This window comes from Citrobacter sp. Cpa228, assembly GCF_030333085.1.
In the GTDB taxonomy this organism is placed as follows: Bacteria; Pseudomonadota; Gammaproteobacteria; order Enterobacterales; family Enterobacteriaceae; genus Citrobacter; species Citrobacter pasteurii.
Window position 1 is genome coordinate 137,473 of sequence record NZ_JAOWGQ010000056.1, and the last position, 26,369, is coordinate 163,841.

Consider the following 26,369-nt stretch of genomic DNA (forward strand, 5'->3'; position numbering starts at 1 on the left):
TGTTAGGGTTTATTAATACGAAACAGCGTAATTCAGGAGTAACCGAACGTTGGATGCCGCAGCAATCATTAGCCTTTTTATTTTGGGTTCCGTTCTCGTCACCTGCAGTATCTTGCTTAGTTCATTCTCATCACGTCTTGGTATCCCGATTCTGGTGATTTTCCTCGCTATCGGCATGTTAGCGGGCGTGGACGGTGTTGGCGGCATTCCTTTTGATAACTACCCTTTTGCCTACATGGTCAGTAACCTGGCGCTGGCGGTTATCCTGCTCGACGGTGGGATGCGCACCCAGGCCAGCTCCTTTCGTGTTGCGCTAGGCCCGGCATTATCGCTGGCGACCGTGGGCGTGCTGATTACCTCTGGTTTAACCGGCATGATGGCGGCATGGCTGTTTCATCTGGATCTCATTGAAGGGCTGCTGATTGGCGCGATTGTCGGCTCAACTGATGCCGCAGCGGTATTTTCCCTGCTCGGCGGTAAAGGACTCAACGAACGTGTGGGCTCGACGCTGGAAATTGAGTCAGGTAGCAATGACCCAATGGCCGTATTTCTGACCATTACGCTTATCGAAATGATCCAGAACCACGAGACCGGTTTAAGCTGGATGTTCGCCGTGCATATTATCCAGCAGTTTGGCTTAGGCATCGCTATCGGTCTCGGCGGTGGATATCTGCTCCAGCAGATGATTAACCGTATTTCTCTGCCTGCCGGGCTGTATCCGCTGCTGGCCTTAAGCGGCGGGATCCTGATTTTTGCCCTGACTACCGCGCTGGAAGGCAGCGGTATTCTGGCGGTCTATCTGTGTGGTTTCCTGCTGGGAAATCGCCCGATCCGCAACCGATTCGGTATTCTGCAAAACTTTGACGGCCTGGCCTGGCTGGCGCAAATTGCCATGTTCCTGGTGCTGGGATTGCTGGTGACGCCGTCCGACCTGCTGCCTATTGCAATTCCGGCGCTGATTTTGTCCGCATGGATGATTTTCTTCGCGCGTCCGTTGTCGGTGTTCGCCGGATTGCTGCCATTTCGTGGTTTCAATCTGCGTGAGCGCATTTTCATTAGCTGGGTTGGCTTGCGCGGGGCGGTACCCATCATCCTTGCCGTCTTCCCGATGATGGCGGGTCTGGAAAATGCGCGTTTGTTCTTTAACGTCGCATTCTTTGTGGTACTGATCTCGCTGCTGTTCCAGGGAACGTCGCTGTCGTGGGCAGCCAAAAAAGCCAAAGTCGTGGTACCTCCCGTTGGCTGGCCGGTTTCACGTATAGGTCTCGATATTCACCCGGATAATCCCTGGGAGCAGTTTGTTTATCAGCTCAGCGCGGATAAGTGGTGTGTCGGGGCTGCGCTGCGCGACCTGCATATGCCGGAAGAAACGCGAATTGCCGCCCTGTTTCGTGACAATGTGCTGTTTCACCCCTCAGGCAGTACCCGCCTGCGTGAAGGCGATGTGCTGTGCGTCATTGGCCGCGAACGCGACCTGCCCGCCTTAGGTAAGCTGTTCAGCCAGTCGCCGCCAGTGTCGTTAGACCAGCGTTTCTTTGGTGATTTTATTCTTGAAGCCAGCGCGAAATATGCCGATGTGGCACTGATTTATGGCCTGGAAGATGGCACCGGGTATCGCGATAAGCAGCAAACGCTGGGTGAAATTGTTCAACAACTGTTGGGTGCTGCGCCGGTCGTCGGTGACCAGGTGGAATTTGCCGGTATGATCTGGACGGTAGCCGAGAAAGAAGATAATGCCGTGCTGAAAGTAGGTGTCCGTGTGGCAGAAGATGAGGATGAATAACGCGGATGTTTTTGCCGGGTGGTGGCTGCGCCTTACCCGGCCTACAAAAGTTACACCGTCACTACCGGCACGCGCAGCGCCAGCGAGCACATTAATTCATAGCCAACCGTACCCGCCGCTGTCGCCACATCGTCGATTTTAATCTCTTTGCCCCACAGTTCCACAGGCGTTCCTATCCCCGCCTGTGGGCATGGCGTCAGGTCAACCGCCAGCATATCCATGGATACCGTGCCAACCGTCCCGGTACGTACACCGTCCACCAGCACAGGAGTCCCACTCGGAGCATGGCGCGGATAACCATCGGCATAGCCTGTCGCCACAATCCCAATGCGCTGCTCGCCGCTGGCGGTGTAGCGTCCACCGTAGCCCACCCGATCTCCGGCTTTCAGCGTCTGTATGCCGATTATCTCGCTGCTCAGGGTCATCACCGGTTTCAGGCCGGTATTGGCGATGTCCCGCCATTGTCCCGACGGCGATGCGCCATACAGAATAATGCCCGGACGAACCCAGTCATAATGCGCTTGTGGGTGCCACAGCGTCGCAGCCGAATTCGACAGCGAACGTCGACACTCCAGTCCTTCCGCTGCCTGCGCAATACGCGCCATCGCGTCCTTAATGCCTTCCGGATGCTCAGCATCAGCAAAATGCGACATCAGCGTCATTTCACCCACGTTAGGCATTGCCCGTAACTGTTGCCAGACGGTCGCTACTCGCTCTGGTAAGAAACCCAGCCGGTTCATGCCGCTATTCATCTTCAGGTAAATATCCAGCGGCGCGTTCAGGCGGGCATTTTGCAACGCTTTGAGCTGCCAGTTACTGTGGACACAGGTGGTCAGACGATATGTGTCATACACCGTCAGGTCTTCGGCATGGAAAAAACCCTCCAGCATTAAAATCGGTCCTTTCCATCCCCGCTCCCGCAGGGTGATCGCCTCCTCGAGATTGAGCATAGCGAAACCATCGGTCGTTCCCAGTGCATTCCAGACACGTTCTATACCGTGTCCGTAGGCATTGGCTTTTACGACCGACCAGACGCGGGAGTCCGGCGCGGCCTGGCGGGTAATGGTCAGGTTTTGTTTCAACGCCTGCAGGTCAATGCTGGCCAGTATCGGGCGGGTCATCTCACGTCCTTATTAGTTATGTACGCCATGTAAATGCCGCGGGCGAGACGGGGTAAATCCCGGACTGTAACGCGCCACGCTCAGATCGTCATAAGGTATGGCTGGCGTGCGACCAGAGAGAATATCGCTCAGCAACTGACCGGATCCACACGCCATCGTCCAGCCCAATGTGCCATGACCCGTATTGAGCAGCAGATTCTTAAAGCGTGTACGCCCCACCACTGGCGTTCCGTCTGGCGTCATCGGACGCAGCCCGGTCCAGAAGGTGGCTTGTTCAACATGACCGCCGCGCGGAAAGAGATCGCGCACCACCATCTCCAGCGTTTCACGACGTGGTTGTAGTAGCTCGGTATTAAAACCAACAATTTCTGCCATACCGCCAACACGAATACGCTCATCAAAACGGGTAATGGCGATTTTGTAGGTTTCATCAAGAATAGTGGAAACCGGCGCACCATCATCTTCTGCCACCGGAATGGTTAATGAATACCCCTTCAGCGGATAAACCGGAATATCAACGATCCCTTTGAGCATCGCCGTGGAGTACGAGCCAAAGGCCATAACATAGGCATCGGCTTTGATAACTTCGTCGCCACACTGGACACCATAGATTTGCTCGCCTTCGCTGAGTAGCTTATCGACGGGAGTGTTAAAACGGAATTTTACCCCCGCCTGCTCGGCCATTTGCGCCAGACGCTGGGTAAACAGCTGACAGTCACCGGTTTCGTCATTCGGTAACCGTAACCCGCCAGTCAGTTTATGCGCGACCTCTGCCAGCGCAGGTTCGACTTCCGCCAGACGATTCGCCTCCAGAAGTTGGTACGGCACACCGGCATCTTCCAGCACGGCAATATCACGCGTGGCGTTCTCATACTGTTGAGCGGTTCTAAAAAGCTGTAACGTACCGCCCTGACGACCTTCATATTCGATCCCCGTGGTGGCCCGCAGCGCCTTCAGACAATCACGGCTGTACTCCGCCAGCCGCACCATGCGCCCTTTGTTTTCCATGTAGTGGCTGGTGTCGCAGTTGCGCAGCATTTGCCACATCCACTTCAGTTGGAACAGCGTTCCGTCGAGGCGTACAGCCAACGGCGCGTGGCGCTGAAACATCCATTTAATCGCTTTTAGCGGTACGCCTGGCGCCGCCCACGGCGCGGCATAACCAGGGGAGATTTGCCCGGCGTTCGCCGCACTGGTTTCCAGTGCCGGACCCGGCTCACGATCGATGACGGTGACATCGTGTCCAGCCTGACTTAAATACCAGGCGCTGGTCACGCCAACGACACCACTTCCCAGTATGACAACTCGCATAGCCACTCCGTTAACAGTAAAAGAACAATCTTCTAATTACATCTTGATAACTCAGTTGAAAATATTATTCAACATATGGCTTTTTTATGGTGATGTATCTCACACATAGCAGCGATTGCAGGGAAGTCTCTGCTTTGGCATCTCCTGCTGTGCGTTATTTTTATCCAGCATAAAATTTTGTCACCTGGCCGTTTTTCGACGCTTCGCTGACGTGAAATCGCAAAGAAAAAATTTCTCCTGCAGCACGCTTTTTAACACCATGATCTATGCTTGAAATGAGGTACTCCAGACAGAGAGTGCCGCCAACAATGAGGGTGCGCGAATGGCTACGATTGATTCCATGAACAAGGACAGCACACGGTTAAGCGATGGACCCGACTGGACGTTTGATCTGCTGGATGTCTATCTGGCAGAGATAGACCGCGTGGCGAAACTCTACAGGCTGGATACCTACCCGCACCAAATCGAGGTGATCACCTCTGAGCAAATGATGGACGCCTACTCCAGCGTCGGGATGCCAATCAACTATCCACACTGGTCGTTTGGTAAAAAGTTTATTGAAACCGAACGTTTGTACAAGCATGGTCAGCAAGGGCTGGCCTATGAGATTGTTATTAACTCCAACCCGTGTATCGCGTACCTGATGGAAGAGAACACCATCACCATGCAGGCACTGGTCATGGCGCATGCCTGCTATGGACATAACTCTTTCTTCAAGAATAACTACCTGTTCCGCAGTTGGACGGACGCCAGCTCCATCGTCGATTACCTGATCTTCGCGCGAAACTACATCACCCAGTGTGAAGAGCGTTACGGTGTTGATGAAGTTGAGAAACTCCTCGACTCCTGTCATGCACTGATGAATTACGGCGTTGACCGCTATAAACGCCCGCAAAAGATCTCACTACAGGAAGAGAAGGCCCGGCAGAAAAGCCGTGAAGAGTATCTGCAAAGTCAGGTGAATATGCTGTGGCGCACGTTGCCGAAGAAAGAGGAAGAGAAGACGATCTCTACCGCGCATCGTTATCCTTCTGAGCCGCAGGAAAACCTGCTGTATTTTATGGAGAAAAACGCCCCACTGCTGGAGTCCTGGCAACGCGAAGTGCTGCGCATTGTGCGCAAGGTCAGCCAGTATTTTTATCCGCAGAAACAAACGCAGGTGATGAACGAGGGATGGGCAACTTTCTGGCACTACACCATCCTCAATCACCTTTATGATGAAGGCAAAGTCACCGAGCGCTTCATGCTGGAGTTTCTGCATAGCCATACCAATGTGGTATTCCAGCCACCGTATAACAGTCCATGGTATAGCGGGATAAACCCTTATGCGCTGGGCTTTGCTATGTTCCAGGATATCAAACGTATTTGTCAGTCGCCCACCGAGGAGGACAAATACTGGTTCCCAAATATTGCGGGTTCCGACTGGCTGGAAACGCTGCATTTCGCGATGCGCGATTTTAAAGATGAGAGCTTTATCAGCCAGTTCCTGTCCCCGAAGGTAATGCGCGATTTCCGCCTGTTCACGGTGCTGGATGATGACCGCCATAATTACCTGGAAATTTCCGCAATTCACAATGAGGAGGGGTATCGCGAGATCCGTAACAGGCTGTCATCGCAATATAACCTGAGCAATCTGGAGCCGAATATTCAAATCTGGAATGTCGATCTGCGCGGCGACCGTTCACTGACCTTGCGTTACATCCCACATAACCGCGCGCCGTTGGACAAAGGACGCAAAGAAGTGTTGAAACATGTGCATCGGCTATGGGGTTTTGACGTGATGCTGGAGCAGCAAAATGAAGATGGCAGCGTTGAGCTGCTGGAGCGTTGCCCACCAAGGATGAACGGCCTGTAAAGCTTATTGCCGGAGGCGGTGTAAACATCTTATCCGGTCTACGAAGCGGACGCATTGTAGGCCGGATAAGACGCGTTGGCGTGACCATCCGGCATTGCGCGATTAGCGTCCCTGAATAGCTAAATCGCCTGGTAAATTCTTCTGCATACGGTGCCAAATCTCGCCACTGTCGTGACCATAGCGGCGCACCGTTTCATAGACCAAATCATGAGCGCCCTGCTCACACAGCTCTGACAGCTTACGGTAGAAGTTCAACGCCAGGCCGCGCGCTTCCGGGTTGGCAAAGTAATGACGGCCAATACGCGTATAAAGTCCTTTCATACCGTTGAGGATCAGACCGTAAATCGGATTGCCCGACGCAAATGCCAGACCGCGGAAAATGTTGTAATCCAGATCGGCAAACGCGTCAGCATGGTCAGCAACCTGATTCGCCGTAGCCAAAACGTCCTGGGCTTTATCAGGATGTTGGCGGAAGGCGGTGCGAATAAAGATCGTCGAGATGTTGGTACGCACAGACAGCAGATTATCAATCAGCTGCGGAACGCTTTCGTGATCAAGACGCGCCAACGTTTCCAGGATATTCAGTCCGGAGGTTTCCCAGAAGTTATTCACTTTCGTCGGTTTGCCGTGTTGAATGGTCAACCAGCCGTCCCGCGCCAGACGCTGCAATACTTCGCGTAACGTGGTACGTGTTACTCCAATAAGTTCGGAGAGTTCACGTTCAGCAGGCAAAATAGTGCCAGGTGGGAAGCGGTTATTCCAGATACTCTCAATGATGTACTCTTCCGCGAACCCAGCAGGGCTTTGCGCCTTAATGACCATAGTGATAATTCCATTACACAGCAAAACATAGTTACACACATCATACCAGACGGGTTTCTTAGCTGATAGCTGACGCAACGAAGAAAAAGTGGATCAAGGCTTCATTTTCCAGATAACGCTGATACGCAGCCGGTACGATAAGCCACGTGAAGAGCTTGCCTGCGTTCCCTCGTGCCGCTAAGCTTTGCGGTCAAACATAAAAACATGATTTCATTTTTACAGGTAAGGGAAACTGCCATGGAGCTATCATGGGGCCGCGCTATGTGGCGCAATTTTTTAGGTCAGTCGCCAGACTGGTATAAACTTGCACTGCTCGTCTTCTTAATCATTAACCCGCTTATTTTTTTCATCAATCCCTTTATCGCGGGTTGGTTGCTGGTGGCCGAATTCATTTTTACGCTGGCAATGGCGCTTAAGTGTTATCCACTGTTGCCGGGCGGGCTGTTAGCCATCGAAGCTGTCGTCATCGGCATGACCAGCGCCACTCATGTTCGTGAAGAAGTTGCCGCCAACCTTGAAGTGCTCTTGCTGCTGATGTTCATGGTGGCAGGCATCTACTTTATGAAGCAACTGCTGCTGTTTATTTTTACCCGACTGCTGCTCAGTATTCGCTCCAAGATGCTGCTGTCGCTGGCCTTTTGTGTTGCCGCTGCCTTCCTTTCGGCGTTCCTCGACGCATTGACCGTGGTCGCGGTCGTGATCAGCGTGGCGGTCGGTTTTTACGGTATCTACCATCGCGTCGCCTCTTCCCGCCCGGGAGATAACAATTTGCTGGATGACAGCCATATCGACCAGCACAATAAAGCCGTACTGGAGCAGTTCCGCGGTTTTCTGCGCAGCCTGATGATGCATGCGGGAGTCGGCACAGCGTTAGGCGGTGTGATGACCATGGTTGGCGAACCGCAGAACCTGATTATCGCCAAAGCGGCTGGCTGGCATTTTGGTGATTTTTTCCTGCGCATGTCGCCGGTCACCGTCCCGGTGTTGATTTGCGGTCTGCTCACCTGCCTGCTGGTCGAAAAGTTACGTTGGTTTGGCTACGGTGAAACATTGCCGGAAGCTGTCCGTGGCGTTCTGCAACAGTTTGACGATGAAAGTCGTCAACAACGTACCCGCCAGGATAAAATAAAGCTGATTATTCAAGCAGTTATCGGCGTATGGCTGGTGGTTGCCCTCGCGCTGCATCTGGCAGAAGTCGGATTAATTGGCCTGTCGGTGATTATTCTGGCTACTTCGTTAACCGGTGTCACTGACGAACACGCTATTGGTAAAGCCTTCACCGAGTCGCTGCCCTTCACCGCGCTGCTTACCGTATTTTTCTCCGTAGTTGCGGTGATTATCGATCAGCAGCTCTTTGCGCCGATTATTCAGTTTGTTTTGCAGTCTTCTGAACATGCACAGCTGACCCTGTTTTATCTTTTCAACGGCCTGCTGTCGTCGATTTCGGACAACGTCTTTGTTGGCACAATTTACATCAACGAAGCGAAAGCGGCGCTGGAGCACGGGACGATTAGCCTGAATCAATATGAACTGTTAGCAGTGGCGATTAATACCGGAACCAACCTGCCTTCCGTGGCTACGCCAAATGGTCAGGCGGCATTCTTATTCCTGCTTACCTCCGCACTGGCACCACTGATTCGCCTCTCCTACGGCCGTATGGTGTGGATGGCATTGCCGTATACAATCGTCCTGACGCTCGTCGGTCTGCTTTGCGTAGAGTTCACGCTGGTTCCAGTGACCGAATGGATGACGCAAACAGGCTGGTTAGCTACACTTTCATAACAATAAACCGGGTAAATCACTGCCCGGTTTGACTTTTTGCATGATAATTATCCGATTACACAATATTTCAATTGCCGCTAGTGGCGCATAAATTGAATTGGTTTAAACTGCGGTCTCTACGCATGTTGCAGGGAAATTATTATGTTGCGATTTTTAAACCAGTGCTCCCGTGGGCGTGGAGCATGGTTATTGCTGGCGCTAACCGCCCTGGCGTTGGAACTTGTTGCCTTGTGGTTCCAGCATGTCATGCTGCTTAAACCCTGCGTGTTGTGTATTTACGAACGTAGTGCATTATTTGGCGTGATGGGTGCTGGTCTGGTGGGCGCAATTGCCCCACAAACGCCACTGCGTTATGTGGCAATGCTTATCTGGATTTACAGCGCCTGGCGCGGGCTTCAGTTAGCGTATGAACACACGATGATTCAGCTTCACCCTTCACCGTTCATGACCTGTGATTTTGCCGCGCGCTTCCCGAGTTGGTTACCGCTGGATAAATGGCTGCCGCAGGTATTTATGGCATCCGGTGACTGCGCTGAGCGTCAGTGGTCATTTTTAACCCTGGAGATGCCGCAGTGGCTGTTGGGGATTTTTGCCGCGTATCTGGTCGTTGCAGTGTTGGTGCTGATTGCTCAGCCCTTTAAACCGAAAAAACGTGACCTCTTCGGTCGCTAACAGAACGCTCCTTCGGGAGCGTTTTTTTTGCCATAATGTCATTGCTTGCTGGCATCTATAAGATGTATATTAAATACACCTTATAGATGCCATACAAAGGAGATGTCTTATGTCCCATTTACGCATCCCGGCAAACTGGAAAGTTAAACGCTCTACTCCCTTCTTTACGAAAGACAATGTCCCGGCCGCCCTGCTTTCTCACCACAACACAGCAGCCGGCGTTTTTGGACAACTCTGCGTGATGGAAGGCACTGTAACGTATTACGGCTTTGCCAATGAAGACGCAAAAGAACCTGAAGTAAAAGTGGTCATTAATGCCGGACAGTTCGCGACCAGCCCACCGCAGTACTGGCATCGCGTTGAATTAAGCGACGATGCGCAGTTCAACATTAATTTCTGGGTTGAAGATGACAACCATAGTGATGAGATGTATCAGGCGAAAAAGTCTTAATCCTTAACGCCTGTTAATCGATGGGCGGCTTAGTCCGCCCATGAAGGTTTGTTCAGAATATGGTCCTGCCAGTCACGCACTTCTGATTCTTTCACCGCGATATGGCGTACTGAAATACGCTCACCGTGCATCGCCGCCTTTGAACCCGTCAGCAATGGGTGCCAGTCCGGTAATCCTTTCCCTTCCGCTAACAAACGATAGGCGCAGGTCATCGGCAACCATTCAAAGGTTGGCAGGTTATCACGTGTTAGTTTGATGCAATCGGGCTCGTATTCGAATCGACGTTCATAATTACGGCACTGGCAGGTTTTGATATTGAGCTGCTTACAGGCAACATTGGTAAAGTAGATTTCGTCAGTGTCTTCATCCATCAGCTTATGCAGACAGCATTGGCCGCACCCATCACATAATGACTCCCACTCGGCATCAGTCATTTCATCAAGGGTTTTACTTTGCCAGAAAGGTATGTCGCTCATCAGGGTATCCGCTATTTCACTAAAGCTGCACCTTATAACCAGTCTGGCACGTTGATGCAAGTTTTGCCGCCCGAAATAGGCGGCAAGCAGAGATTACAGCACCCGGGTGGTTAGCGTCTGACCATGGAAACTGATAGCCAGCTCATCACCGCTGTGTAACGGCCCAACGCCAGCTGGCGTCCCAGTCAGTACCACATCACCAGCTTTAAGCGTGAAGAATCGGCTCATGTAAGCAATCAATGGAACAATATGGTGGATCATATCCGCCGTAGTGCCCTGCTGGCGTACTTCGCCATTCACCGTTAAACCGAGCTGAGTATCCTGCGGATCACCGTTAAATTCCGCTACCGGAATAAATCCAGACAGCGGGCAAGAGTTGTCAAAACCCTTCGCTTTTTCCCACGGCTGCCCCGCTTTCTTCATTTTGCCCTGAATATCACGCAGGGTCAGATCCAACGCGACGCCATAGCCCGCGATGGCTTTGCGCACATGCTCTTCTGTCGCCTGGCGCAGAGTCACCCCGATCAGCACGGCCAGCTCAACTTCGTGATGAACGGACCCCATATCCGCCGGAATGACCAGCGGTTGACGCAAATCACACAGCGCAGTTTCAGGCTTAATAAATAACACCGGCTCTTCCGGCGTTGTTCCCCCCATCTCTTTAATATGGTTTGCATAATTGCTACCTACGCAAACCACTTTGCTCACCGGATAATCCAGCAGAGCACCATGCCAGTTGTGATGTTGATACATTACTTTCCCCTAACGTAGTCATAGATTTCAGGTACTGCATCGATGAGACATGCTGCTGCCGGATGCAGTTTAACGTTTAGCGTCTGGTGTATTTTCTTTTACCGCAGATAAATGCTGTTTGAGTAAATCTTCAGGCGGCGGTGGTATTTGTAAATAATAGCCCTGCTCGGTTAGTGCCTGTTTTACTTTTTCAAGATCGGCATTAACCAGTTTTTTACGACCATCAAGCGGTAAAATCATAGCCAGCTTTGGCTGACCAAACCCTTTCATCAGTTCTTCAGGAACTCGCGAGAAATCGTCTTTTTTTTCGACATATAAATAGGTCTGGTCACGTTTGCTGCTTCGGTAGATCACACAAAACATATCTTTTACTCTGAATTCACGGAATGGTGGCTTGCCTCAATATAATACTGACTATAACATGCCTTATAGTCTTCGGAATATCACCCCGCACTGGGGATGATAAATAGCAAATTGAGTAAGGCCAGGATGTCAAACACGCCAATCGAGCTTAAAGGCAGTAGCTTCACCTTATCAGTGGTTCACTTACATGAAGCAGAACCCGAGGTTATTCGTCAGGCGTTGGAAGACAAAATCGCGCAGGCACCTGCATTTTTAAAACATGCTCCCGTAGTGATCAACGTGAGTGGCCTTGAAAGCCCGGTAAACTGGTCGGCGCTGCAAAAAGTTATCACGTCCACCGGTCTGCGCATTATTGGTGTTAGCGGATGCAAAGATGCAAAACTTAAGGCAGAAATCGACGAAATGGGTTTTCCTTTACTGACAGAAGGTAAAGACAAAGCCATTCGTTCCGCACCTGTTGAAGCTCCGGCACCTGCAGCACCGCCACAAAACGTTAATCCCATCACAAAAACACGATTAATAAATGTACCGGTTCGTTCCGGTCAGCGTATTTATGCTCCACAATGTGATCTGATTGTTACAAGTCACGTCAGTGCGGGCGCAGAGCTTATCGCTGATGGCAATATTCACGTTTATGGCATGATGAGAGGCCGTGCTCTGGCGGGCGCAAGCGGCGATCGGGAAGCGCAAATTTTCTGTACCCACCTGACGGCAGAACTGGTGTCTATCGCAGGTGTTTATTGGCTGAGTGATAAAATCCCAGCAGAATTTTATGGCAAAGCGGCACGTCTGCAATTGGCAGAGAACGCTTTGACAGTTCAACCGTTGAATTGATCCCTTTTTAACAAGGAATTTCTATGGCACGCATTATTGTTGTTACTTCGGGTAAAGGGGGCGTTGGCAAAACCACCTCCAGCGCGGCCATCGCTACAGGTTTGGCCCAGAAGGGAAAGAAAACTGTCGTTATTGATTTTGATATCGGCCTGCGTAACCTTGATTTGATTATGGGTTGTGAACGTCGCGTCGTTTATGACTTCGTCAACGTTATTCAGGGCGATGCGTCGTTAAATCAGGCGTTGATCAAAGATAAACGTACCGAAAATCTCTTTATTCTTCCGGCCTCACAGACTCGTGATAAAGACGCGCTGACCCGTGAAGGCGTCGCGAAAGTTCTGGACGATCTGAAAGCGATGGATTTTGACTTCATCGTCTGCGACTCCCCGGCAGGTATTGAGACCGGTGCGCTGATGGCCCTGTATTTTGCCGACGAAGCCATTATTACCACCAACCCGGAAGTGTCTTCTGTACGTGACTCTGACCGTATTCTGGGTATTCTGGCGTCGAAATCTCGTCGTGCTGAAAATGGCGAAGATCCGATTAAAGAGCATCTGCTGCTTACGCGCTATAACCCTGGCCGCGTAAATAAAGGTGACATGCTCAGCATGGAAGACGTACTGGAAATTCTGCGAATCAAGCTGGTTGGCGTGATTCCTGAAGATCAGTCAGTCCTGCGCGCGTCTAACCAGGGTGAGCCGGTTATTCTCGACATCAATGCTGATGCCGGTAAAGCCTATGCTGATACCGTAGACCGTCTGTTGGGAGAAGAACGTCCTTTCCGCTTCATTGAAGAAGAGAAGAAAGGTTTCCTCAAACGCCTGTTCGGAGGATAAGTTATGGCATTACTGGATTTTTTTCTCTCGCGGAAAAAGAGCACAGCGAACATCGCTAAAGAGCGACTGCAGATTATTGTTGCGGAACGTCGTCGTAGTGACGCCGAGCCACATTATTTACCGCAGCTGAGGAAAGATATTCTCGAGGTTATCTGCAAGTATGTACAAATTGACCCTGAAATGGTCACCGTACAGCTTGAACAAAAAGACGGCGATATTTCTATCCTCGAACTTAACGTGACTTTACCTGAAGCAGAAGAGTCTAAATAGCGTCTTTTGTAAATGAGTCATGGTTGAAAAAAGGCAGATTATTCTGCCTTTTTTATTTTTGATCGTAGTCCAGGCTACGCCACATTTATTCCAAACTGAACTTCGGGTAGTTCTCAGCAAAATAGCGACGTAAATACTCCACGGTAATACGGATTTTTGCCGACGTCGCCAGACGTGACACATAAACAGCCCAAATATTTGCTGGTTGATAATAGTCAGGCAATATATGAACCAGATGCCCACTGGCGATGTTATCGCAGACATCCCACCATGAACGTAGCGCAATCCCCAGGCCATCCACACACCATTGGTGAACAACTTCGCCATGATTGGAGGAGAGCGGCCCCGTCACCTTGATCGAGTGCACGCCCTCTTTATTACGCATTTGCCAGATGCCAAATGGATGATCGCGCTCTTTAATCACCAGGCAGGGCAACATGGACAGATCGTTCAGCTGTTTCGGTGTACCGTGCTGCGCCACAAACTCAGGTGATGCACACAATATTCGATAATTGGTTGCCAACTTACGTGCGATCAAATTAGGTGCAATATCATCCCCGATGCGGATATCAAGATCGACACCTTCATTAACCAGATCGACTAACCGATCCTCAACGTCAAACCGCAACTCCAGCTGCGGATACTCTTTTGCCAGCGCTGACAACGCCGGAGCCACTACACGGCGACCAAAACCAAAGCTGCTGATAATACGTAACATTCCCTGCGGGATCTGTCGGACATCAGACAGCTCATCCATCATCTGATCCACATCCTGCAGGATCCGCTGGGCCCATTCATAGATCCGTTCCCCTTCTTCCGTGATGGTGACACGCCGTGTTGTACGGTGTAACAACACCACGTTCAGTGTCTGTTCCAGCAATGCAACACGCTTGCTGATAAAAGCCGGTGAAACCCCCAGTTCCTCGGCAACGGCGGCAAAACCCGCACGGCGGGCAACCAGCATAAAGACGCGTAAATCATTTAACAGCGGCAGATTATTCATGATCTGTGTTTTATGTTTCACCAGTTAGGGGGATTAACTATTAATCAGTCAATTATAGGATAAGGGGAAAGTCAATTTTGATGGCGTACAAGTGAGAGCTGCTATGAAGAAAACCTGTCGTATTGCCGCTATTCCCGGAGATGGCATTGGTAAAGAAGTCCTGCCTGAAGGCATTCATGTGTTACAAGCTGCCGCCGAACGCTGGGACCTGTCGCTTAGCGTTGAACAAATGGAATGGGCCAGTTGCGAGTACTATACGCATCACGGCAAGATGATGCCGGATGACTGGCATGAACAGTTGAAATCCTTCGATGCTATTTACTTTGGTGCCGTCGGGTGGCCAGACACTGTACCGGATCACATCTCACTATGGGGCTCGTTACTCAAGTTTCGTCGTGAGTTCGATCAATACGTCAATCTGCGTCCGGTACGCCTGTTTCCTGGTGTTCCTTGCCCATTGGCGGGTAAGAAACCCGGCGACATTGATTTCTACGTTGTGCGTGAAAACACCGAAGGCGAGTATTCTTCACTGGGCGGGCGCATAAGCGAGGGTACCGAACATGAAGTGGTCATTCAGGAGTCGGTCTTCACACGTCGTGGCGTTGATCGCATTTTGCGTTATGCGTTTGAACTGGCGCAGAGCCGTCCGCGTAAAACACTGACCTCGGCCACCAAATCAAACGGCCTTGCCATCAGCATGCCTTACTGGGATGAGCGCGTTGAAGCAATGGCCGCCCAGTACCCTGAAATCCGCTGGGATAAACAGCATATCGATATTCTGTGCGCCCGTTTTGTCATGCAACCGGAGCGTTTTGACGTGGTGGTCGCCTCTAACCTGTTTGGCGACATCCTGTCCGATTTGGGGCCAGCCTGCACTGGCACGATTGGCATTGCACCCTCGGCTAACTTAAATCCGGAACGAACCTTCCCATCATTGTTTGAACCGGTCCACGGTTCGGCCCCGGATATCTACGGCAAGAATATTGCTAACCCAATTGCTACCATCTGGGCTGGTGCGATGATGCTGGATTTCCTTGGCAACGGCGATGCGAATTATCAGGCGGCCCACGATGGCATTCTGGCAGCGATTGAACAGGTTATTGCCAACGGCCCTAAAACGCCGGATATGAAAGGCAATGCCACCACTCAACAGGTAGGTGAAGCCATTCGCCAGGCACTGTGTCGCTAACGCGAGTCCGATTAAAAACGGGAGCACCAGCTCCCGTTTTTTAGGTTTTCTACTGTGGGTATTCCTGCAGCAGCGCGTTGAGTCGTTCTGCCATCAGTTCGCCACGCCAACCGGAAATCAGCTCCGGCAGACATGCCTGCGGCTTTAATTTCCAGTGCCAGTTGAGCAGCTGGTTGATTTGACGACGCGAAGCAAGGAGTTCCACGCTAAGATTCTGCTCCGCACTCACTTCGGCCACCAGGGCTTTAATGGCTTTGAACGCCTTGCGATAACCCGGCATATCCATCAGATTCAGCAACGGTTGCGGCAAGGCTTCTTCCGGCATTGCCTGCGCTTTCTCGACCAGTGAAATCAGCGTCTTACCATGGAAGCGAATTTCACTCCCTGAGAGACCCAGGCTATCCAGTTCCCCCAGACTTCCCGGCATATAGCGGGCAACCGCCCACAGATGTTCTTCGCGCACCACGAAGTTTACCGCCAGATCACGTTCACGCGCTTTGCGCAACCGCCAGTCGGCCAGTAGTTGCAAACAGGCGAGCTGACGGGTACGCAATTGCCAGGCATTGGTAATTTCTCGCCACGCATCTTCGGGCGCCAGAATTTCCTGACGACGCTGTTGCATCAAACGACATTCGTCCAGCGCAGCGGGCAACCAGCCGGACGCATCGGTTTCTGCCATCAGCTTTGTGGTGATCGGTAATAAATACCAGACATCTGCCGCCGCATATTCGCACTGCCGCTCGGTCAGCGGTCTGGCCAGCCAGTCGGTACGTGATTCACTTTTATCCAGCACCACCCCGGTGAACTCTTCCACCATCGCAGCAAAGCCCCACGACAGCGGGCGCCCACAAAAGGCGGCCAGAATCTGTGTATCGATAAGTGGTTGCGGGAGTTCACCAAACGTGTTGAGAAACACTTCCAGGTCTTCACTGCCGGCATGCAGGAATTTGGTAATGGCGGTATCACGCAAAATATCGCGCAGCGGCGACCAGTCGGTGATCTCTAGCGGGTCAATCAGAGCAACGTGTTTGCCATCAAACAGCTGGATCAGCCCCAACTGCGGGTAGTAGGTACGCGTGCGAACAAATTCTGTATCCAGGGCTATCGCCGGAAATTCACGGACGGCTTCGCACAGCGTGGCTAACGCGTCGTCCGTAGTGATCATTTGATAATTCAAATCGTGCTCTCTTAGGTTTTCGCCAAAAAAAACGCCGGATTATCCGGCGCTTTCTGCTGGCTGTCTTAACGCTCAGCCTTTATTGTCCACTTTGGCGCGCGCTTCGTCACGTAATTCTCGTCGCAAAATTTTACCGACGTTAGATTTCGGCAATTCATCACGGAATTCCACCAGTTTCGGAACTTTGTAGCCTGTCAGATGACGACGGCAAAAAGTAACCAGCGCTTCATCGGTTAACGATGCATCCTTTTTCACCACAAAGATTTTTACCGCCTCACCGCTGCTGCCCGACGGTACGCCGACAGCAGCCACTTCCTGAACGCCAGGATGCTGCATGACTACGTCTTCAATTTCGTTCGGATAAACGTTAAAACCCGACACCAGGATCATATCTTTCTTACGATCGACAATACGCAGGAAGCCTTCGTCGTCCATTACTGCAATATCGCCGGTGTGTAGCCAGCCGTCTTTGACGATTTCATCAGTGGCGTCTGGTCGCTGCCAGTACCCCAGCATCACCTGCGGACCTTTCACGCACAGTTCGCCCGGTTCTCCCGGTGGCACTTCGTTGTCGTCATCATCCACCAGTTTGACCTCGGTGGAAGGAACCGGTAACCCGATGCTGCCACTATGGTAGTCGATATCGTGCGGGTTGACACTCACCAGCGGAGCGCACTCCGTCAGGCCATAGCCTTCCAGCAGGTACTGACCCGTCAGCTTCACCCAACGTTCCGCTACCGCCTGTTGAACCGGCATCCCGCCGCCTGCGGAAAGGTGCAGTGACGAGAAGTCCAGTTGCTGGAACTCCTTGTTATTCAGCAACGCGTTAAACAACGTATTGACGCCGGTCATCGCGGTAAACGGGTATTTTGCCAGCTCTTTCACCAGCCCCGGAATATCACGCGGGTTAGTGATCAGCAGGTTTTGTCCGCCCAGTTCAATAAACAGCAGGCAGTTCATGGTGAGCGCGAAAATGTGATACAGCGGTAACGCCGTCACCACCAGCTCTTTACCCGGATGCAGCAACGGTCCGTAAGTGGCATTAACCTGCTCCAGGTTAGCCAGCATGTTGCGGTGCGTGAGCATCGCGCCTTTCGCCACGCCGGTGGTACCACCGGTATACTGCAGGAAAGCCAAATCTTCAGACACAACTTCCGGCTTCACATACTGCATGCGGTAGCCGTTTTGCAGCGCACTGCGAAATGAGATGGCATCCGGCAGATGATATTTCGGCACCAGACGCTTGATATATTTCACGACGAAGTTAACCAGCGTCCCTTTCGCGGTCGACAACTGATCGCCCATACGCGTGAGGATCACGTGTTGAACCGAGGTCTTATCGACCACTTTCTCCAGCGTGTGAGCAAAGTTAGAGACGATGACGATCGCCGACGCACCGCTATCGTTGAGTTGATGCTCCAGCTCGCGAGGCGTGTACAGCGGGTTAACGTTCACGACGATCATGCCTGCACGTAAAATCCCAAACAGTGCGACCGGATATTGCAGCAGATTCGGCATCATCAGCGCGACGCGATCGCCCTTTTTCAGCCCAAGGCCTTGTTGCAAATAGGCCGCAAACGCCCGGCTACGCTCTTCAAGCTTGCGGAAGGTCATCACCTCCCCCATGTTTACAAACGCGGGCTGATCGGCATACCGTCTTACTGAGTGTTCAAAGAGTTCCACCAGGGATTGATAACGGTCAGGATTGATCTCCGCGGGAACATCTGCGGGATAACGGTTAAGCCAAACCTTTTTCAATACATCACCTCTAAAATGCGTATTCGTCGTCATCACAACCCCAGGCAATAAACAAACTGTTAACATAATATTAACTCAGCGTACCAGTTTGTTTATTACACAACGACAAGGTTGCGAAGCACGTCACTATTTATTTTTCTTATATCCACGTTAATGCAGAAACAGCGGACGAGCCGCTGTTTCTTTTATCATTAAAACAAAGAGTTACTCTGTTACTATCGTCTGAACCTGCGCGGGACCGGGATTGTACCATCCCCATCCGCCGTAGCCACCGTAAGGCCAGCCACGCGCACCGTAGAACCAGGGGTCAATTGGCTGTGGCGGCATCACAATTTGCTGAGTAATATGCCAGCGTTTATAGCCAGTTACCTGCATCAGCATGAATTTATACGGGGTATTGCCGATTTTTCCGTCCACTGTACCGCTAATCGAACCGACGACAGTGACCAGTTGACCACGAAAATCTACCGGATCGAGGAAACCGTTAACATCGGCATAAATTCGCCCGCGTGACGCTTCGCCCAGAATCGGTCGTGCCCCACTATCGAGCGGCATGGTGGCGATCTCCAGTCGGGATTTCCCCTGCTGGTTTTGAATATTCACCACTTTGCCGCCGAAACGGGCTTCCTGTCCGACATACAGCTGCGGCGCATTCATCACCCGCACCAGATCCTGCTGCGGCGTAGGACTCGAACCTTTAATCGCGTCCGGGATGGTGACGCAGCCGCTTAGCATTAACGCTAATGCGCCTGCCAACACACCTTTCAATAACTGCTTTTGCACCGCCATATTACGACTCCCTTTTCTTAGCTTCTGCCCCGGCCTGTTCACAATGCTGTGCACTGACGTCGATAAAAATTAACCGGGGATGTACTACTAAGATTCATTCTTTACCGGGAAGTTTCTTCCATGCCACGGTGTTACGTAAATAAACCGGTTCAGCATGTTCAACCGCCACGGTCTTACCGGCAGCCAGCATTTGCATGGCGACAGGCAGCATATCTTCAGCAGCCGGAAGCAAAACGTCGCCATCGCTGAGTGTCAGACCGCTGTCTTTACCCAGTTCAGGCCAGGCAGGCCAGCCCGTTCCGACCGTTACCCACTCACCAGACAACTGCAGTAAACGCTCATGCACCTGCTCAGGGGTTAACACCGCTTCGGTCTCTTCACCGTGCCAGTTACCGTTCTCATCACGCTGGTATTCGGCCCAGTAGACTTCGCCCATTCGCGCGTCGATCGCGGCCAGTACGCGGGTAGCGCCCGACTTACGCCAGGCTCCCTGCGCCATTGTCGCGAGAGTGGAAACGCCAATCATCGGTAAATTCGCACCTAACGCCAGCCCCTGAGCAATGCCAATCCCAATACGGACACCGGTGAAACTGCCGGGACCGCGACCAAACGCCAGGGCGTCGATGTCGGTTAACGTGAGATCGCCGGCGGCCAGGATTTCCTCGACCATCGGTAAAATTCGTTGGGTGTGTTCTCGTGGGCAAAGCTCGAAATGAGCCTTGATAGTACCGTCATTCCACAGGGCAACAGAGCACGCCTCTGTGGCGGTATCGATAGCCAGAATTCGCATGGGTGTTTGTGATCAGATCAATAAATTTGGCGCGCATCTTACCACACTCCGTAACAAATTACTCAGACGATGGTATAGCAAGAAAGCGAACAGCACGCGCAATATCACGCGTGCGTGGCGCAGGCGGAAGGCTTGCCAGGAAGGTCGCGCCATAAGGGCGCATCACCAGACGGTTATCACAAATCACCAGCACACCGCGGTCGTCAGCATCACGGATCAGTCGCCCTACCCCCTGTTTCAGGGTGATGACCGCATCCGGGAGCTGTACCTCTTCGAAAGGATCGCCGCCGCGCAGTCGGCAGTCTTCCATCCGCGCTTTTAACAGCGGATCGTCCGGGGAGGTAAACGGCAACTTATCGATAATCACCAGCGACAGCGTATCGCCACGCACGTCTACCCCTTCCCAGAAACTACTGGTGGCAACCAGCAAGGCATTACCTGCGCTGACAAACTGCTGCAGCAGTTGCCCTTTACTGGTTTCGCCCTGCAGCAGAACGGGAAGCGTCATGGTGGCGCGGAATTGTTCCGCCAGATCGCGCATCATCGCGTGCGAGGTACACAGCATAAAGCAGCGACCGTTGTTCGCTTCGATAATGGGACGTAGCATCGATGCCAACTGACGCGCAGCACCCGGCTGGTTGGTTTGCGGCAGATTGCGTGGTACGCACAGCAGTGCCTGACGCGTGTAATCAAAAGGACTCGGCAGCAGCATCGACTCGGCATCGTCAATCCCCAGCCGCGCGGTGAAATGGTGGAGGTCATCGTTTACCGACAGCGTCGCGGAGGTAAAAATCCAGCAGCCCGGCTTTTGCGCCATCACTTCTTTGAATTTATCCGCCACCGTGAGCGGCGTCAGCGCAAGGGTGAAATGACGGGAGGTACATTCATACCAGTAGCTGAAACCTGGCTGGTTGATCTCTTTCAGACGCTTCAGGCGCGCACGGTAAAGTGTGGCGCGTTCAAACGCGGCATCCAGCAACGCCGAACGCCCAAGAGACAGCTTCGCCACGTCATAACACAACTCAAGTGTGTCATCGAGCAGCAAAAACGCGCGCTGCACGCGCTGGTCGGCCAGCAGTTCACGCAGGTTTCCGCGATAGCCCGGCTCGCCTAGCTGTAAGCGAAAGTCCTGCGCGCTTTGCGCCAGGCGGTCGGCGCATTTTTGCAGTTGCTGGGTGTCTTTCAGCTCGGTGCGATAAGCAATGGTGATGTCTTTTGCCAGATCCAGAAGTTGGCGGCTGGAGAGCGATTGACCAAAGTATTGACTGGCGATATCCGGTAACTGGTGCGCTTCATCGAAGATCATCACATCTGCCTCGGGGATTAATTCACCAAATCCACTCTCTTTCACCACCATATCGGCGAGAAACAGATGATGGTTGACCACCACTACATCGGCATCCATTGCTGTTTTACGGGCTTTGACGACAAAGCACTCTTTATACAGCGGACAGTCGCTGCCAAGGCAATTATCGTTTGTACTGGTCACCAGCGGCCAGGCCTGAGAGTCTTCCGCCACGCTGACGCAGGTGCTGATGTCGCCATCAAGGGTTTGATTTGACCATGAGCGCAGCAGAATGACGTCGCTTAAGGTTTGTACCGGCAGGTCGCCCCCCGCCAGCGCCTGCTGTTCGAGGCGTTCCAGACACAGGTAGTTGGAGCGCCCTTTTAGCAACGCCAGCTTACCGGTGAATTTCAGTGCGTTGGCAACGGTGGGAAGATCGCGACTGTAGAGCTGATCCTGTAATGCCTTCGAACCCGTGGAGACAATTACCTTCTTACCAGCGCGCAGCGCAGGGGCAAGATAGGCGTAGGTTTTACCCGTTCCGGTTCCGGCTTCGACAACCAGCGGCTGTGATTTTTCGATAGCATGACTGACGGCAAAGGCCATCTGCCGCTGTGGTTCACGCGGTTTAAAACCTGGTATCGCTTTAGCCAACTGACCGTCTGCTGCAAAATCGTCCGTCACACTGCCCCCTGTTCATTTGAACAGGGATTATGTCAGGCCAGCGGGTCTTTCGCCAGTTGAAGAGGTGACGTGGGCACAACATTATGGCAGTCTTGGCGCAACCCAAAGCCATTATGAAAAAACGTAAATGAGGAATGATTTATGACGATTGTGCGCATTGATGCCGAAGCGCGTTGGTCCGACGTGGTTATCCACAACAACACGCTGTATTACACCGGCGTGCCGGAAAATCTGGATGCAGACGCTTTTGAGCAAACGGCAAATACGCTGGCGCAAATTGATGCGGTGCTGGAAAAACAAGGCAGCGACAAGTCACGTATCCTTGATGCCACCCTGTTCCTGGCAGACAAAAGTGATTTTGCCGCCATGAACAAAGCCTGGGACGCGTGGGTTGTTGCGGGTCACGCGCCAGTACGTTGTACCGTTCAGGCCGGGTTGATGAACCCGAAATACAAAGTTGAGATTAAGATTATCGCTGCAGTTTAAGCGGCGTTATTCGTCTTCATCTTCAAAACGCGCCACGATCCGCTCGCCGGTATGACTGGCGCGTAACTCTTCAGCGACCAGAGCAATAGCTTGTCCGCTGCTCATCCCTTGCGACATCAGTTCCTGAATGCGCTCTACCGCTTTTTGCTGCTGCTCATGACTGAGTGAAGGTAAACCTGCAAACATTGTTAACTCCTGCTAAATTGTCTGCGCTTATTATTTCATGCTACCGGGCAGTTAGCCAGTAGAGTAGCAACGAGTCAGGACTGATGAAGACGTTATCTCCCGCAATAATCACATTACCCTGGCGTCAGGACGCCGCTGAACGCTATTTTTCGACCTTAAGCCATCTGCCCTGGGCGATGCTGTTGCATTCAGGTCATGCCGACCATCCGCATAGCCGCTTTGATATCCTGGTGGCGGATCCCATCGCCACGCTGGTTACGCAGGCTGAAGAGACCGTTGTGCAGGACGGACTCACCTGTGTACGCACGCTTGATGATCCGATGACGGTATTACACTCAGTGCTCAACGCCCGCCAGATTCATCCTGATTATCATCCCGACCTGCCGTTTCAGGGCGGGGCGTTAGGTCTGTTCGGCTACGATCTTGGCCGACGCTTTGAATCTCTGCCCTCTCGTGCCGAACCCGATATTGCGCTACCGGATATGGCGGTAGGCATTTACGACTGGGCGCTGATTGTCGATCACCAGCTACAGAGCGTGTCACTGCTTAGCCATAGCGATGTGCATGCCCGTCTGACGTGGCTCGAAAATCAACTACCGCCGGTACGCGAGCCATTTTCATTGACCTCGGCGTGGCAGTCCAATATGAGCCGTGCCCAGTATGGCGAAAAATTCCGCCAGGTGCAGGGGTATCTGCACAGTGGCGACTGTTACCAGGTCAACCTTGCCCAGCGTTTTCAGGCGCGTTACCAGGGCGATGAGTGGCAGGCATTTGTCACACTCAATCACGCCAACCGCGCCCCGTTTAGCGCGTTCATTCGTCTTGAGGAAGGTGCAATCCTCAGCCTTTCGCCAGAACGTTTTATTCTGCTGGAGAATCAGCACATCCAGACGCGTCCGATTAAAGGTACGCTGCCCAGGCTTGAAGATACCACCGCCGATCGTGAGCAGGCCCAACGGCTGGCAAATTCAGCGAAAGATCGCGCGGAAAATCTGATGATCGTCGATTTGATGCGTAATGATATTGGTCGCGTTGCCACACCGGGTTCGGTACAGGTTCCGGAGCTGTTTGTGGTCGAACCGTTCCCTGCTGTTCATCATTTGGTCAGCACCATTACCGCCCGCTTGTCAGAGTCATTGCATGCCACCGACCTGCTGCGCGCCGCCTTCCCTGGCGGCTCCATCACCGGCGCGCCAAAAGTGCGGGCGATGGAAATTATCGACCAACTGGAGCCGCAAAGACGCAACGCCTGGTGCGGTAGCATTGGTTATCTGAGCTTTTGCGGCAATATGGATACCAGCATCACCATTCGCACGCTGACAGCCACAAACGGACAAATTTATTGCTCCGCAGGCGGTGGTATTGTGGCAGACAGTCAGGAAGACGCGGAGTATCAGGAAACGTTTGATAAAGTGAATCGTATTTTGCACCAACTGGAGAACTGACACGTGGAATACAGCAGCCTGACGCTTGATGACTTTTTATCGCGCTTCCAACTCCTGCGCCCGCAGGTCAATCATGCCGCGTTAAACCAGCGCCAGGCCGCCGTACTGATCCCTGTCGTACGCCGTGCGCAGCCGGGATTGCTGTTAACCCAGCGATCCGTTCATCTGCGCAAGCACGCCGGGCAGGTCGCCTTTCCCGGCGGCGCGGTGGACAGCAGCGATGCATCATTGATTGCCGCCGCCCTTCGTGAAGCACAGGAAGAAGTGGCGATCCCACCTTCTTGCGTTGAGGTGATTGGCGTGCTGCCGCCGGTCGACAGCGTTACCGGATTCCAGGTCACGCCAGTGGTAGGTATTATCCCGCCAAATTTACCGTATCGCGCCAGTGAGGATGAAGTGTCTGCGGTGTTCGAAATGCCGCTGGCGCAGGCCCTGCATTTAGGTCGCTATCATCCGTTGGATATCTACCGTCGCGGCGATTCACATCGTGTATGGCTTTCCTGGTATGAGCAATATTTCGTCTGGGGAATGACCGCCGGAATAATTCGTGAGCTGGCTCTGCAAATTGGCGTCAAGCCCTGACTATACTTATCTTTACGCACTCCATAGACAACTTGAAACTCAGGTCACAACATTAGTAAAACCGCGGTTATCTATTAGTTTAATTCATGTGAATAGTTAAGCCGATCGCCGCGTTCCCTCTTACACTATGCGCAGTTATAACATCGTTACTGGAAACCCCAGTCGCCCTGTAGGAGTATTATCGTGATTAGTCTATTCGACATGTTTAAGGTGGGGATTGGTCCCTCATCTTCCCATACCGTAGGGCCTATGAAGGCGGGTAAACAGTTCGTCGATGACCTGGTCGAAAAAGGATTACTGGACAACGTTACTCGTGTCGCCGTCGACGTGTATGGTTCACTGTCGCTCACGGGTAAAGGTCACCACACCGATATCGCCATTATTATGGGTCTGGCGGGCAATGAGCCTGCTACCGTGGATATTGACAGCATCCCCGGATTTATCCGCGACGTAGAAACGCGTGGGCGCCTGCTGCTTGCTCAGGGGCAGCACGAAGTGGATTTCCCGCAGAATGACGGGATGCGTTTTCACAACGGCAACCTGCCGCTGCATGAAAACGGGATGCAGATTCATGCGTACAACGGCGAAACCGTCATTTACAGTAAGACGTACTATTCCATTGGCGGTGGATTCATCGTTGATGAAGAACATTTTGGTCAGGATGCTGCGGGCGAGGTCAGCGTGCCTTATCCGTTCAAGTCCGCGACCGAAATGCTGGAATACTGCAACAGCACCGGCCTGTCTCTCTCTGGCATGGCGATGCAGAACGAACTCGCGCTGCACAGTAAAAAAGAGATTGAAGAGTACTTTGGCCACGTCTGGCAGACCATGCAGGCTTGTATCGATCGCGGCATGAACACCGAAGGTGTGCTGCCGGGGCCGCTGCGCGTTCCTCGTCGTGCTTCCGCCCTGCGTCGTATGCTGGTTTCCAGCGACAAGCTCTCCAACGATCCGATGAACGTGATCGACTGGGTGAATATGTTCGCGCTGGCGGTTAACGAAGAAAACGCCGCAGGTGGTCGCGTAGTAACAGCACCCACTAACGGTGCCTGCGGGATCGTGCCTGCCGTTCTGGCTTACTACGATCACTTTATTGAATCTGTCAGCCCGGATATCTACACCCGTTATTTCCTGGCGGCGGGGGCAATTGGCGCGTTGTACAAGATGAACGCCTCTATCTCTGGCGCCGAAGTAGGCTGTCAGGGTGAAGTCGGTGTGGCATGTTCCATGGCTGCTGCAGGTCTGGCTGAGCTCCTGGGCGCCAGCCCGGAACAAGTTTGTGTGGCTGCCGAGATCGGTATGGAGCATAACCTCGGCTTAACCTGCGACCCGGTTGCCGGACAGGTACAGGTTCCGTGCATCGAACGTAACGCCATTGCTTCCGTGAAGGCGATTAACGCCGCACGTATGGCGATGCGCCGTACCAGCGCGCCGCGAGTCTCGCTGGATAAAGTCATCGAAACCATGTACGAAACAGGCAAAGATATGAACGCCAAATACCGCGAAACATCACGCGGTGGCCTGGCAATCAAAGTCCAGTGTGACTAATACTTAATTTTCGCCCATCTGCGACGGATGGGCGAATTTACCCCTTCTCGCTCGTCTACTGTAATTTTCCCCACTACACTTGCTCTGTTGCTGTTGGCTTCTGGGACCAACGGCTTAT

The 26,369-nt window shown here is 52.5% G+C and carries 26 protein-coding genes and 1 pseudogene; 13 read left to right on the forward strand and 14 right to left on the reverse strand.

The genetic code is table 11. The features are described from left to right. Positions 1-49 precede the first annotated feature (49 nt). Positions 50-1,783 (forward strand): potassium/proton antiporter, encoded by a 1,734-nt coding sequence (locus OGX91_RS22475; RefSeq protein WP_040232328.1) that lies wholly within the window; start codon positions 50-52, stop codon positions 1,781-1,783. Here OGX91_RS22475 and OGX91_RS24245 read toward each other — a convergent pair. From OGX91_RS24245 to OGX91_RS22485, 3 genes and pseudogenes are all read right to left on the reverse strand, one after another. Further along, positions 1,724-1,873: pseudogene (locus OGX91_RS24245) on the reverse strand (hypothetical protein); the annotation flags it as partial. The gene OGX91_RS22475 and the pseudogene OGX91_RS24245 overlap by 60 nt on opposite strands. Further along, positions 1,834-2,904, reverse strand: coding sequence for a catabolic alanine racemase DadX (gene dadX / locus OGX91_RS22480; RefSeq protein ID WP_149692026.1), 1,071 nt, complete (start codon positions 2,902-2,904; stop codon positions 1,834-1,836). The gene dadX and the pseudogene OGX91_RS24245, both read right to left, overlap by 40 nt. Before the next feature lie 12 nt (positions 2,905-2,916). Continuing rightward, entirely contained in the window at positions 2,917-4,215 is a 1,299-nt protein-coding gene (locus OGX91_RS22485; protein WP_286627336.1) for a D-amino acid dehydrogenase, read from the reverse strand. 322 nt (positions 4,216-4,537) lie between these two features. Between OGX91_RS22485 and OGX91_RS22490 the strand changes: the two genes are divergently transcribed. Beyond that, positions 4,538-6,070 (forward strand): SpoVR family protein, encoded by a 1,533-nt coding sequence (locus tag OGX91_RS22490; protein ID WP_040232329.1) that lies wholly within the window; start codon positions 4,538-4,540, stop codon positions 6,068-6,070. A gap of 102 nt (positions 6,071-6,172) precedes the next feature. Here the strand turns inward: OGX91_RS22490 and fadR are convergent, their stop codons facing one another. Then, complete coding sequence (gene fadR / locus OGX91_RS22495) at positions 6,173-6,892, reverse strand: fatty acid metabolism transcriptional regulator FadR (protein WP_005122254.1); 720 nt, start codon at positions 6,890-6,892, stop codon at positions 6,173-6,175. A 237-nt stretch (positions 6,893-7,129) separates the two neighbouring features. On the opposite strand from fadR, the gene nhaB reads away from it, so the two are divergent. The 3 genes from nhaB to OGX91_RS22510 all read left to right on the forward strand — a co-directional run bounded on the left by nhaB (position 7,130) and on the right by OGX91_RS22510 (position 9,797). Next, positions 7,130-8,674: a Na(+)/H(+) antiporter NhaB gene (nhaB, locus tag OGX91_RS22500; protein WP_286627337.1), complete on the forward strand. Its 1,545-nt coding sequence runs from the start codon at positions 7,130-7,132 to the stop codon at positions 8,672-8,674. 141 nt (positions 8,675-8,815) lie between these two features. Continuing rightward, positions 8,816-9,346, forward strand: coding sequence for a disulfide bond formation protein DsbB (gene dsbB / locus OGX91_RS22505; protein WP_286627338.1), 531 nt, complete (start codon positions 8,816-8,818; stop codon positions 9,344-9,346). Positions 9,347-9,455: 109 nt separating this feature from the next. Further along, positions 9,456-9,797 carry a TehB family protein gene (locus tag OGX91_RS22510; protein WP_016153372.1) on the forward strand — a complete coding sequence of 114 codons (342 nt, stop codon included), beginning with the start codon at positions 9,456-9,458 and terminating at the stop codon, positions 9,795-9,797. 29 nt (positions 9,798-9,826) lie between these two features. Here OGX91_RS22510 and ycgN read toward each other — a convergent pair whose 3' ends face one another. The 3 genes from ycgN to OGX91_RS22525 all read right to left on the reverse strand — a co-directional run bounded on the left by ycgN (position 9,827) and on the right by OGX91_RS22525 (position 11,389). After that, positions 9,827-10,273 carry a cysteine cluster protein YcgN gene (ycgN, locus tag OGX91_RS22515; protein WP_005122244.1) on the reverse strand — a complete coding sequence of 149 codons (447 nt, stop codon included), beginning with the start codon at positions 10,271-10,273 and terminating at the stop codon, positions 9,827-9,829. A 93-nt stretch (positions 10,274-10,366) separates the two neighbouring features. After that, positions 10,367-11,026 (reverse strand): fumarylacetoacetate hydrolase family protein, encoded by a 660-nt coding sequence (locus OGX91_RS22520; protein WP_286627339.1) that lies wholly within the window; start codon positions 11,024-11,026, stop codon positions 10,367-10,369. Between the two features lie 69 nt (positions 11,027-11,095). Further along, positions 11,096-11,389, reverse strand: coding sequence for a YcgL domain-containing protein (locus OGX91_RS22525; RefSeq protein ID WP_005122238.1), 294 nt, complete (start codon positions 11,387-11,389; stop codon positions 11,096-11,098). A gap of 126 nt (positions 11,390-11,515) precedes the next feature. Here OGX91_RS22525 and minC point away from each other — a divergent pair, with 126 nt between their 5' ends. The 3 genes from minC to minE are packed head-to-tail and all read left to right on the forward strand — an operon-like array spanning position 11,516 to position 13,329. Further along, positions 11,516-12,223, forward strand: coding sequence for a septum site-determining protein MinC (gene minC / locus OGX91_RS22530; RefSeq protein ID WP_286627341.1), 708 nt, complete (start codon positions 11,516-11,518; stop codon positions 12,221-12,223). 23 nt (positions 12,224-12,246) lie between these two features. Beyond that, positions 12,247-13,059, forward strand: coding sequence for a septum site-determining protein MinD (gene minD, locus OGX91_RS22535; protein WP_005122235.1), 813 nt, complete (start codon positions 12,247-12,249; stop codon positions 13,057-13,059). 3 nt (positions 13,060-13,062) lie between these two features. Then, positions 13,063-13,329 (forward strand): cell division topological specificity factor MinE, encoded by a 267-nt coding sequence (minE, locus tag OGX91_RS22540; RefSeq protein WP_001185666.1) that lies wholly within the window; start codon positions 13,063-13,065, stop codon positions 13,327-13,329. An 85-nt stretch (positions 13,330-13,414) separates the two neighbouring features. Here the strand turns inward: minE and OGX91_RS22545 are convergent, their stop codons facing one another. Then, positions 13,415-14,332, reverse strand: coding sequence for a LysR family transcriptional regulator (locus OGX91_RS22545; RefSeq protein WP_005122199.1), 918 nt, complete (start codon positions 14,330-14,332; stop codon positions 13,415-13,417). Between the two features lie 103 nt (positions 14,333-14,435). On the opposite strand from OGX91_RS22545, the gene OGX91_RS22550 reads away from it, so the two are divergent. Further along, positions 14,436-15,521: a tartrate dehydrogenase gene (locus OGX91_RS22550; protein ID WP_188231674.1), complete on the forward strand. Its 1,086-nt coding sequence runs from the start codon at positions 14,436-14,438 to the stop codon at positions 15,519-15,521. A gap of 49 nt (positions 15,522-15,570) precedes the next feature. Here the strand turns inward: OGX91_RS22550 and rnd are convergent, their stop codons facing one another. From rnd to yoaA, 5 genes are all read right to left on the reverse strand, one after another. Continuing rightward, a complete protein-coding gene (rnd, locus tag OGX91_RS22555) occupies positions 15,571-16,686 on the reverse strand; it encodes a ribonuclease D (RefSeq protein WP_005122195.1) in 1,116 nt (371 codons plus the stop codon). 84 nt (positions 16,687-16,770) lie between these two features. Then, positions 16,771-18,456, reverse strand: coding sequence for a long-chain-fatty-acid--CoA ligase FadD (gene fadD / locus OGX91_RS22560; protein ID WP_286627345.1), 1,686 nt, complete (start codon positions 18,454-18,456; stop codon positions 16,771-16,773). A 204-nt stretch (positions 18,457-18,660) separates the two neighbouring features. Then, positions 18,661-19,245 (reverse strand): Slp family lipoprotein, encoded by a 585-nt coding sequence (locus OGX91_RS22565; protein ID WP_005122191.1) that lies wholly within the window; start codon positions 19,243-19,245, stop codon positions 18,661-18,663. Between the two features lie 94 nt (positions 19,246-19,339). After that, a complete protein-coding gene (tsaB, locus tag OGX91_RS22570; protein WP_005122189.1) occupies positions 19,340-20,035 on the reverse strand; it encodes a tRNA (adenosine(37)-N6)-threonylcarbamoyltransferase complex dimerization subunit type 1 TsaB in 696 nt (231 codons plus the stop codon). Between the two features lie 58 nt (positions 20,036-20,093). Beyond that, positions 20,094-22,004, reverse strand: coding sequence for a DNA repair helicase YoaA (gene yoaA / locus OGX91_RS22575; protein ID WP_286627347.1), 1,911 nt, complete (start codon positions 22,002-22,004; stop codon positions 20,094-20,096). A 141-nt stretch (positions 22,005-22,145) separates the two neighbouring features. On the opposite strand from yoaA, the gene OGX91_RS22580 reads away from it, so the two are divergent. After that, entirely contained in the window at positions 22,146-22,490 is a 345-nt protein-coding gene (locus tag OGX91_RS22580) for a RidA family protein (RefSeq protein ID WP_005122186.1), read from the forward strand. A 6-nt stretch (positions 22,491-22,496) separates the two neighbouring features. Here the strand turns inward: OGX91_RS22580 and OGX91_RS22585 are convergent, their stop codons facing one another. Beyond that, positions 22,497-22,676: a YoaH family protein gene (locus OGX91_RS22585; RefSeq protein ID WP_003020986.1), complete on the reverse strand. Its 180-nt coding sequence runs from the start codon at positions 22,674-22,676 to the stop codon at positions 22,497-22,499. An 83-nt stretch (positions 22,677-22,759) separates the two neighbouring features. Here OGX91_RS22585 and pabB point away from each other — a divergent pair, with 83 nt between their 5' ends. The 3 genes from pabB to sdaA all read left to right on the forward strand — a co-directional run bounded on the left by pabB (position 22,760) and on the right by sdaA (position 26,251). After that, on the forward strand, positions 22,760-24,121 hold the full coding sequence (pabB, locus tag OGX91_RS22590; protein WP_286627348.1) for an aminodeoxychorismate synthase component 1: 1,362 nt from the start codon (positions 22,760-22,762) through the stop codon (positions 24,119-24,121). A 3-nt stretch (positions 24,122-24,124) separates the two neighbouring features. Next, the gene (locus OGX91_RS22595; RefSeq protein WP_005122183.1) at positions 24,125-24,703 is read left to right on the forward strand and encodes a CoA pyrophosphatase; all 579 of its coding nucleotides are present in this window, start codon (positions 24,125-24,127) and stop codon (positions 24,701-24,703) included. 183 nt (positions 24,704-24,886) lie between these two features. Further along, on the forward strand, positions 24,887-26,251 hold the full coding sequence (sdaA, locus tag OGX91_RS22600) for an L-serine ammonia-lyase (protein WP_040232340.1): 1,365 nt from the start codon (positions 24,887-24,889) through the stop codon (positions 26,249-26,251). Positions 26,252-26,369 lie beyond the last annotated feature (118 nt).

What these genes read in the sequence shown, in the direction of transcription:
- OGX91_RS22485 (WP_286627336.1), bottom strand. Translation starts at nt 4,215, where the DNA reads ATGCGAGTTGTCATACTGGGAAGTGGTGTCGTTGGCGTGACCAGCGCC.
- OGX91_RS22525 (WP_005122238.1), bottom strand. Translation starts at nt 11,389, where the DNA reads ATGTTTTGTGTGATCTACCGAAGCAGCAAACGTGACCAGACCTATTTA.
- nhaB (WP_286627337.1), top strand. Translation starts at nt 7,130, where the DNA reads ATGGAGCTATCATGGGGCCGCGCTATGTGGCGCAATTTTTTAGGTCAG.
- dsbB (WP_286627338.1), top strand. Translation starts at nt 8,816, where the DNA reads ATGTTGCGATTTTTAAACCAGTGCTCCCGTGGGCGTGGAGCATGGTTA.
- OGX91_RS22490 (WP_040232329.1), top strand. Translation starts at nt 4,538, where the DNA reads ATGGCTACGATTGATTCCATGAACAAGGACAGCACACGGTTAAGCGAT.
- minC (WP_286627341.1), top strand. Translation starts at nt 11,516, where the DNA reads ATGTCAAACACGCCAATCGAGCTTAAAGGCAGTAGCTTCACCTTATCA.
- OGX91_RS22545 (WP_005122199.1), bottom strand. Translation starts at nt 14,332, where the DNA reads ATGAATAATCTGCCGCTGTTAAATGATTTACGCGTCTTTATGCTGGTT.
- OGX91_RS22520 (WP_286627339.1), bottom strand. Translation starts at nt 11,026, where the DNA reads ATGTATCAACATCACAACTGGCATGGTGCTCTGCTGGATTATCCGGTG.
- fadR (WP_005122254.1), bottom strand. Translation starts at nt 6,892, where the DNA reads ATGGTCATTAAGGCGCAAAGCCCTGCTGGGTTCGCGGAAGAGTACATC.
- OGX91_RS22510 (WP_016153372.1), top strand. Translation starts at nt 9,456, where the DNA reads ATGTCCCATTTACGCATCCCGGCAAACTGGAAAGTTAAACGCTCTACT.
- minE (WP_001185666.1), top strand. Translation starts at nt 13,063, where the DNA reads ATGGCATTACTGGATTTTTTTCTCTCGCGGAAAAAGAGCACAGCGAAC.
- minD (WP_005122235.1), top strand. Translation starts at nt 12,247, where the DNA reads ATGGCACGCATTATTGTTGTTACTTCGGGTAAAGGGGGCGTTGGCAAA.
- OGX91_RS22580 (WP_005122186.1), top strand. Translation starts at nt 22,146, where the DNA reads ATGACGATTGTGCGCATTGATGCCGAAGCGCGTTGGTCCGACGTGGTT.
- pabB (WP_286627348.1), top strand. Translation starts at nt 22,760, where the DNA reads ATGAAGACGTTATCTCCCGCAATAATCACATTACCCTGGCGTCAGGAC.
- tsaB (WP_005122189.1), bottom strand. Translation starts at nt 20,035, where the DNA reads ATGCGAATTCTGGCTATCGATACCGCCACAGAGGCGTGCTCTGTTGCC.
- ycgN (WP_005122244.1), bottom strand. Translation starts at nt 10,273, where the DNA reads ATGAGCGACATACCTTTCTGGCAAAGTAAAACCCTTGATGAAATGACT.
- rnd (WP_005122195.1), bottom strand. Translation starts at nt 16,686, where the DNA reads ATGATCACTACGGACGACGCGTTAGCCACGCTGTGCGAAGCCGTCCGT.
- OGX91_RS22550 (WP_188231674.1), top strand. Translation starts at nt 14,436, where the DNA reads ATGAAGAAAACCTGTCGTATTGCCGCTATTCCCGGAGATGGCATTGGT.
- OGX91_RS22565 (WP_005122191.1), bottom strand. Translation starts at nt 19,245, where the DNA reads ATGGCGGTGCAAAAGCAGTTATTGAAAGGTGTGTTGGCAGGCGCATTA.
- OGX91_RS22585 (WP_003020986.1), bottom strand. Translation starts at nt 22,676, where the DNA reads ATGTTTGCAGGTTTACCTTCACTCAGTCATGAGCAGCAGCAAAAAGCG.
- dadX (WP_149692026.1), bottom strand. Translation starts at nt 2,904, where the DNA reads ATGACCCGCCCGATACTGGCCAGCATTGACCTGCAGGCGTTGAAACAA.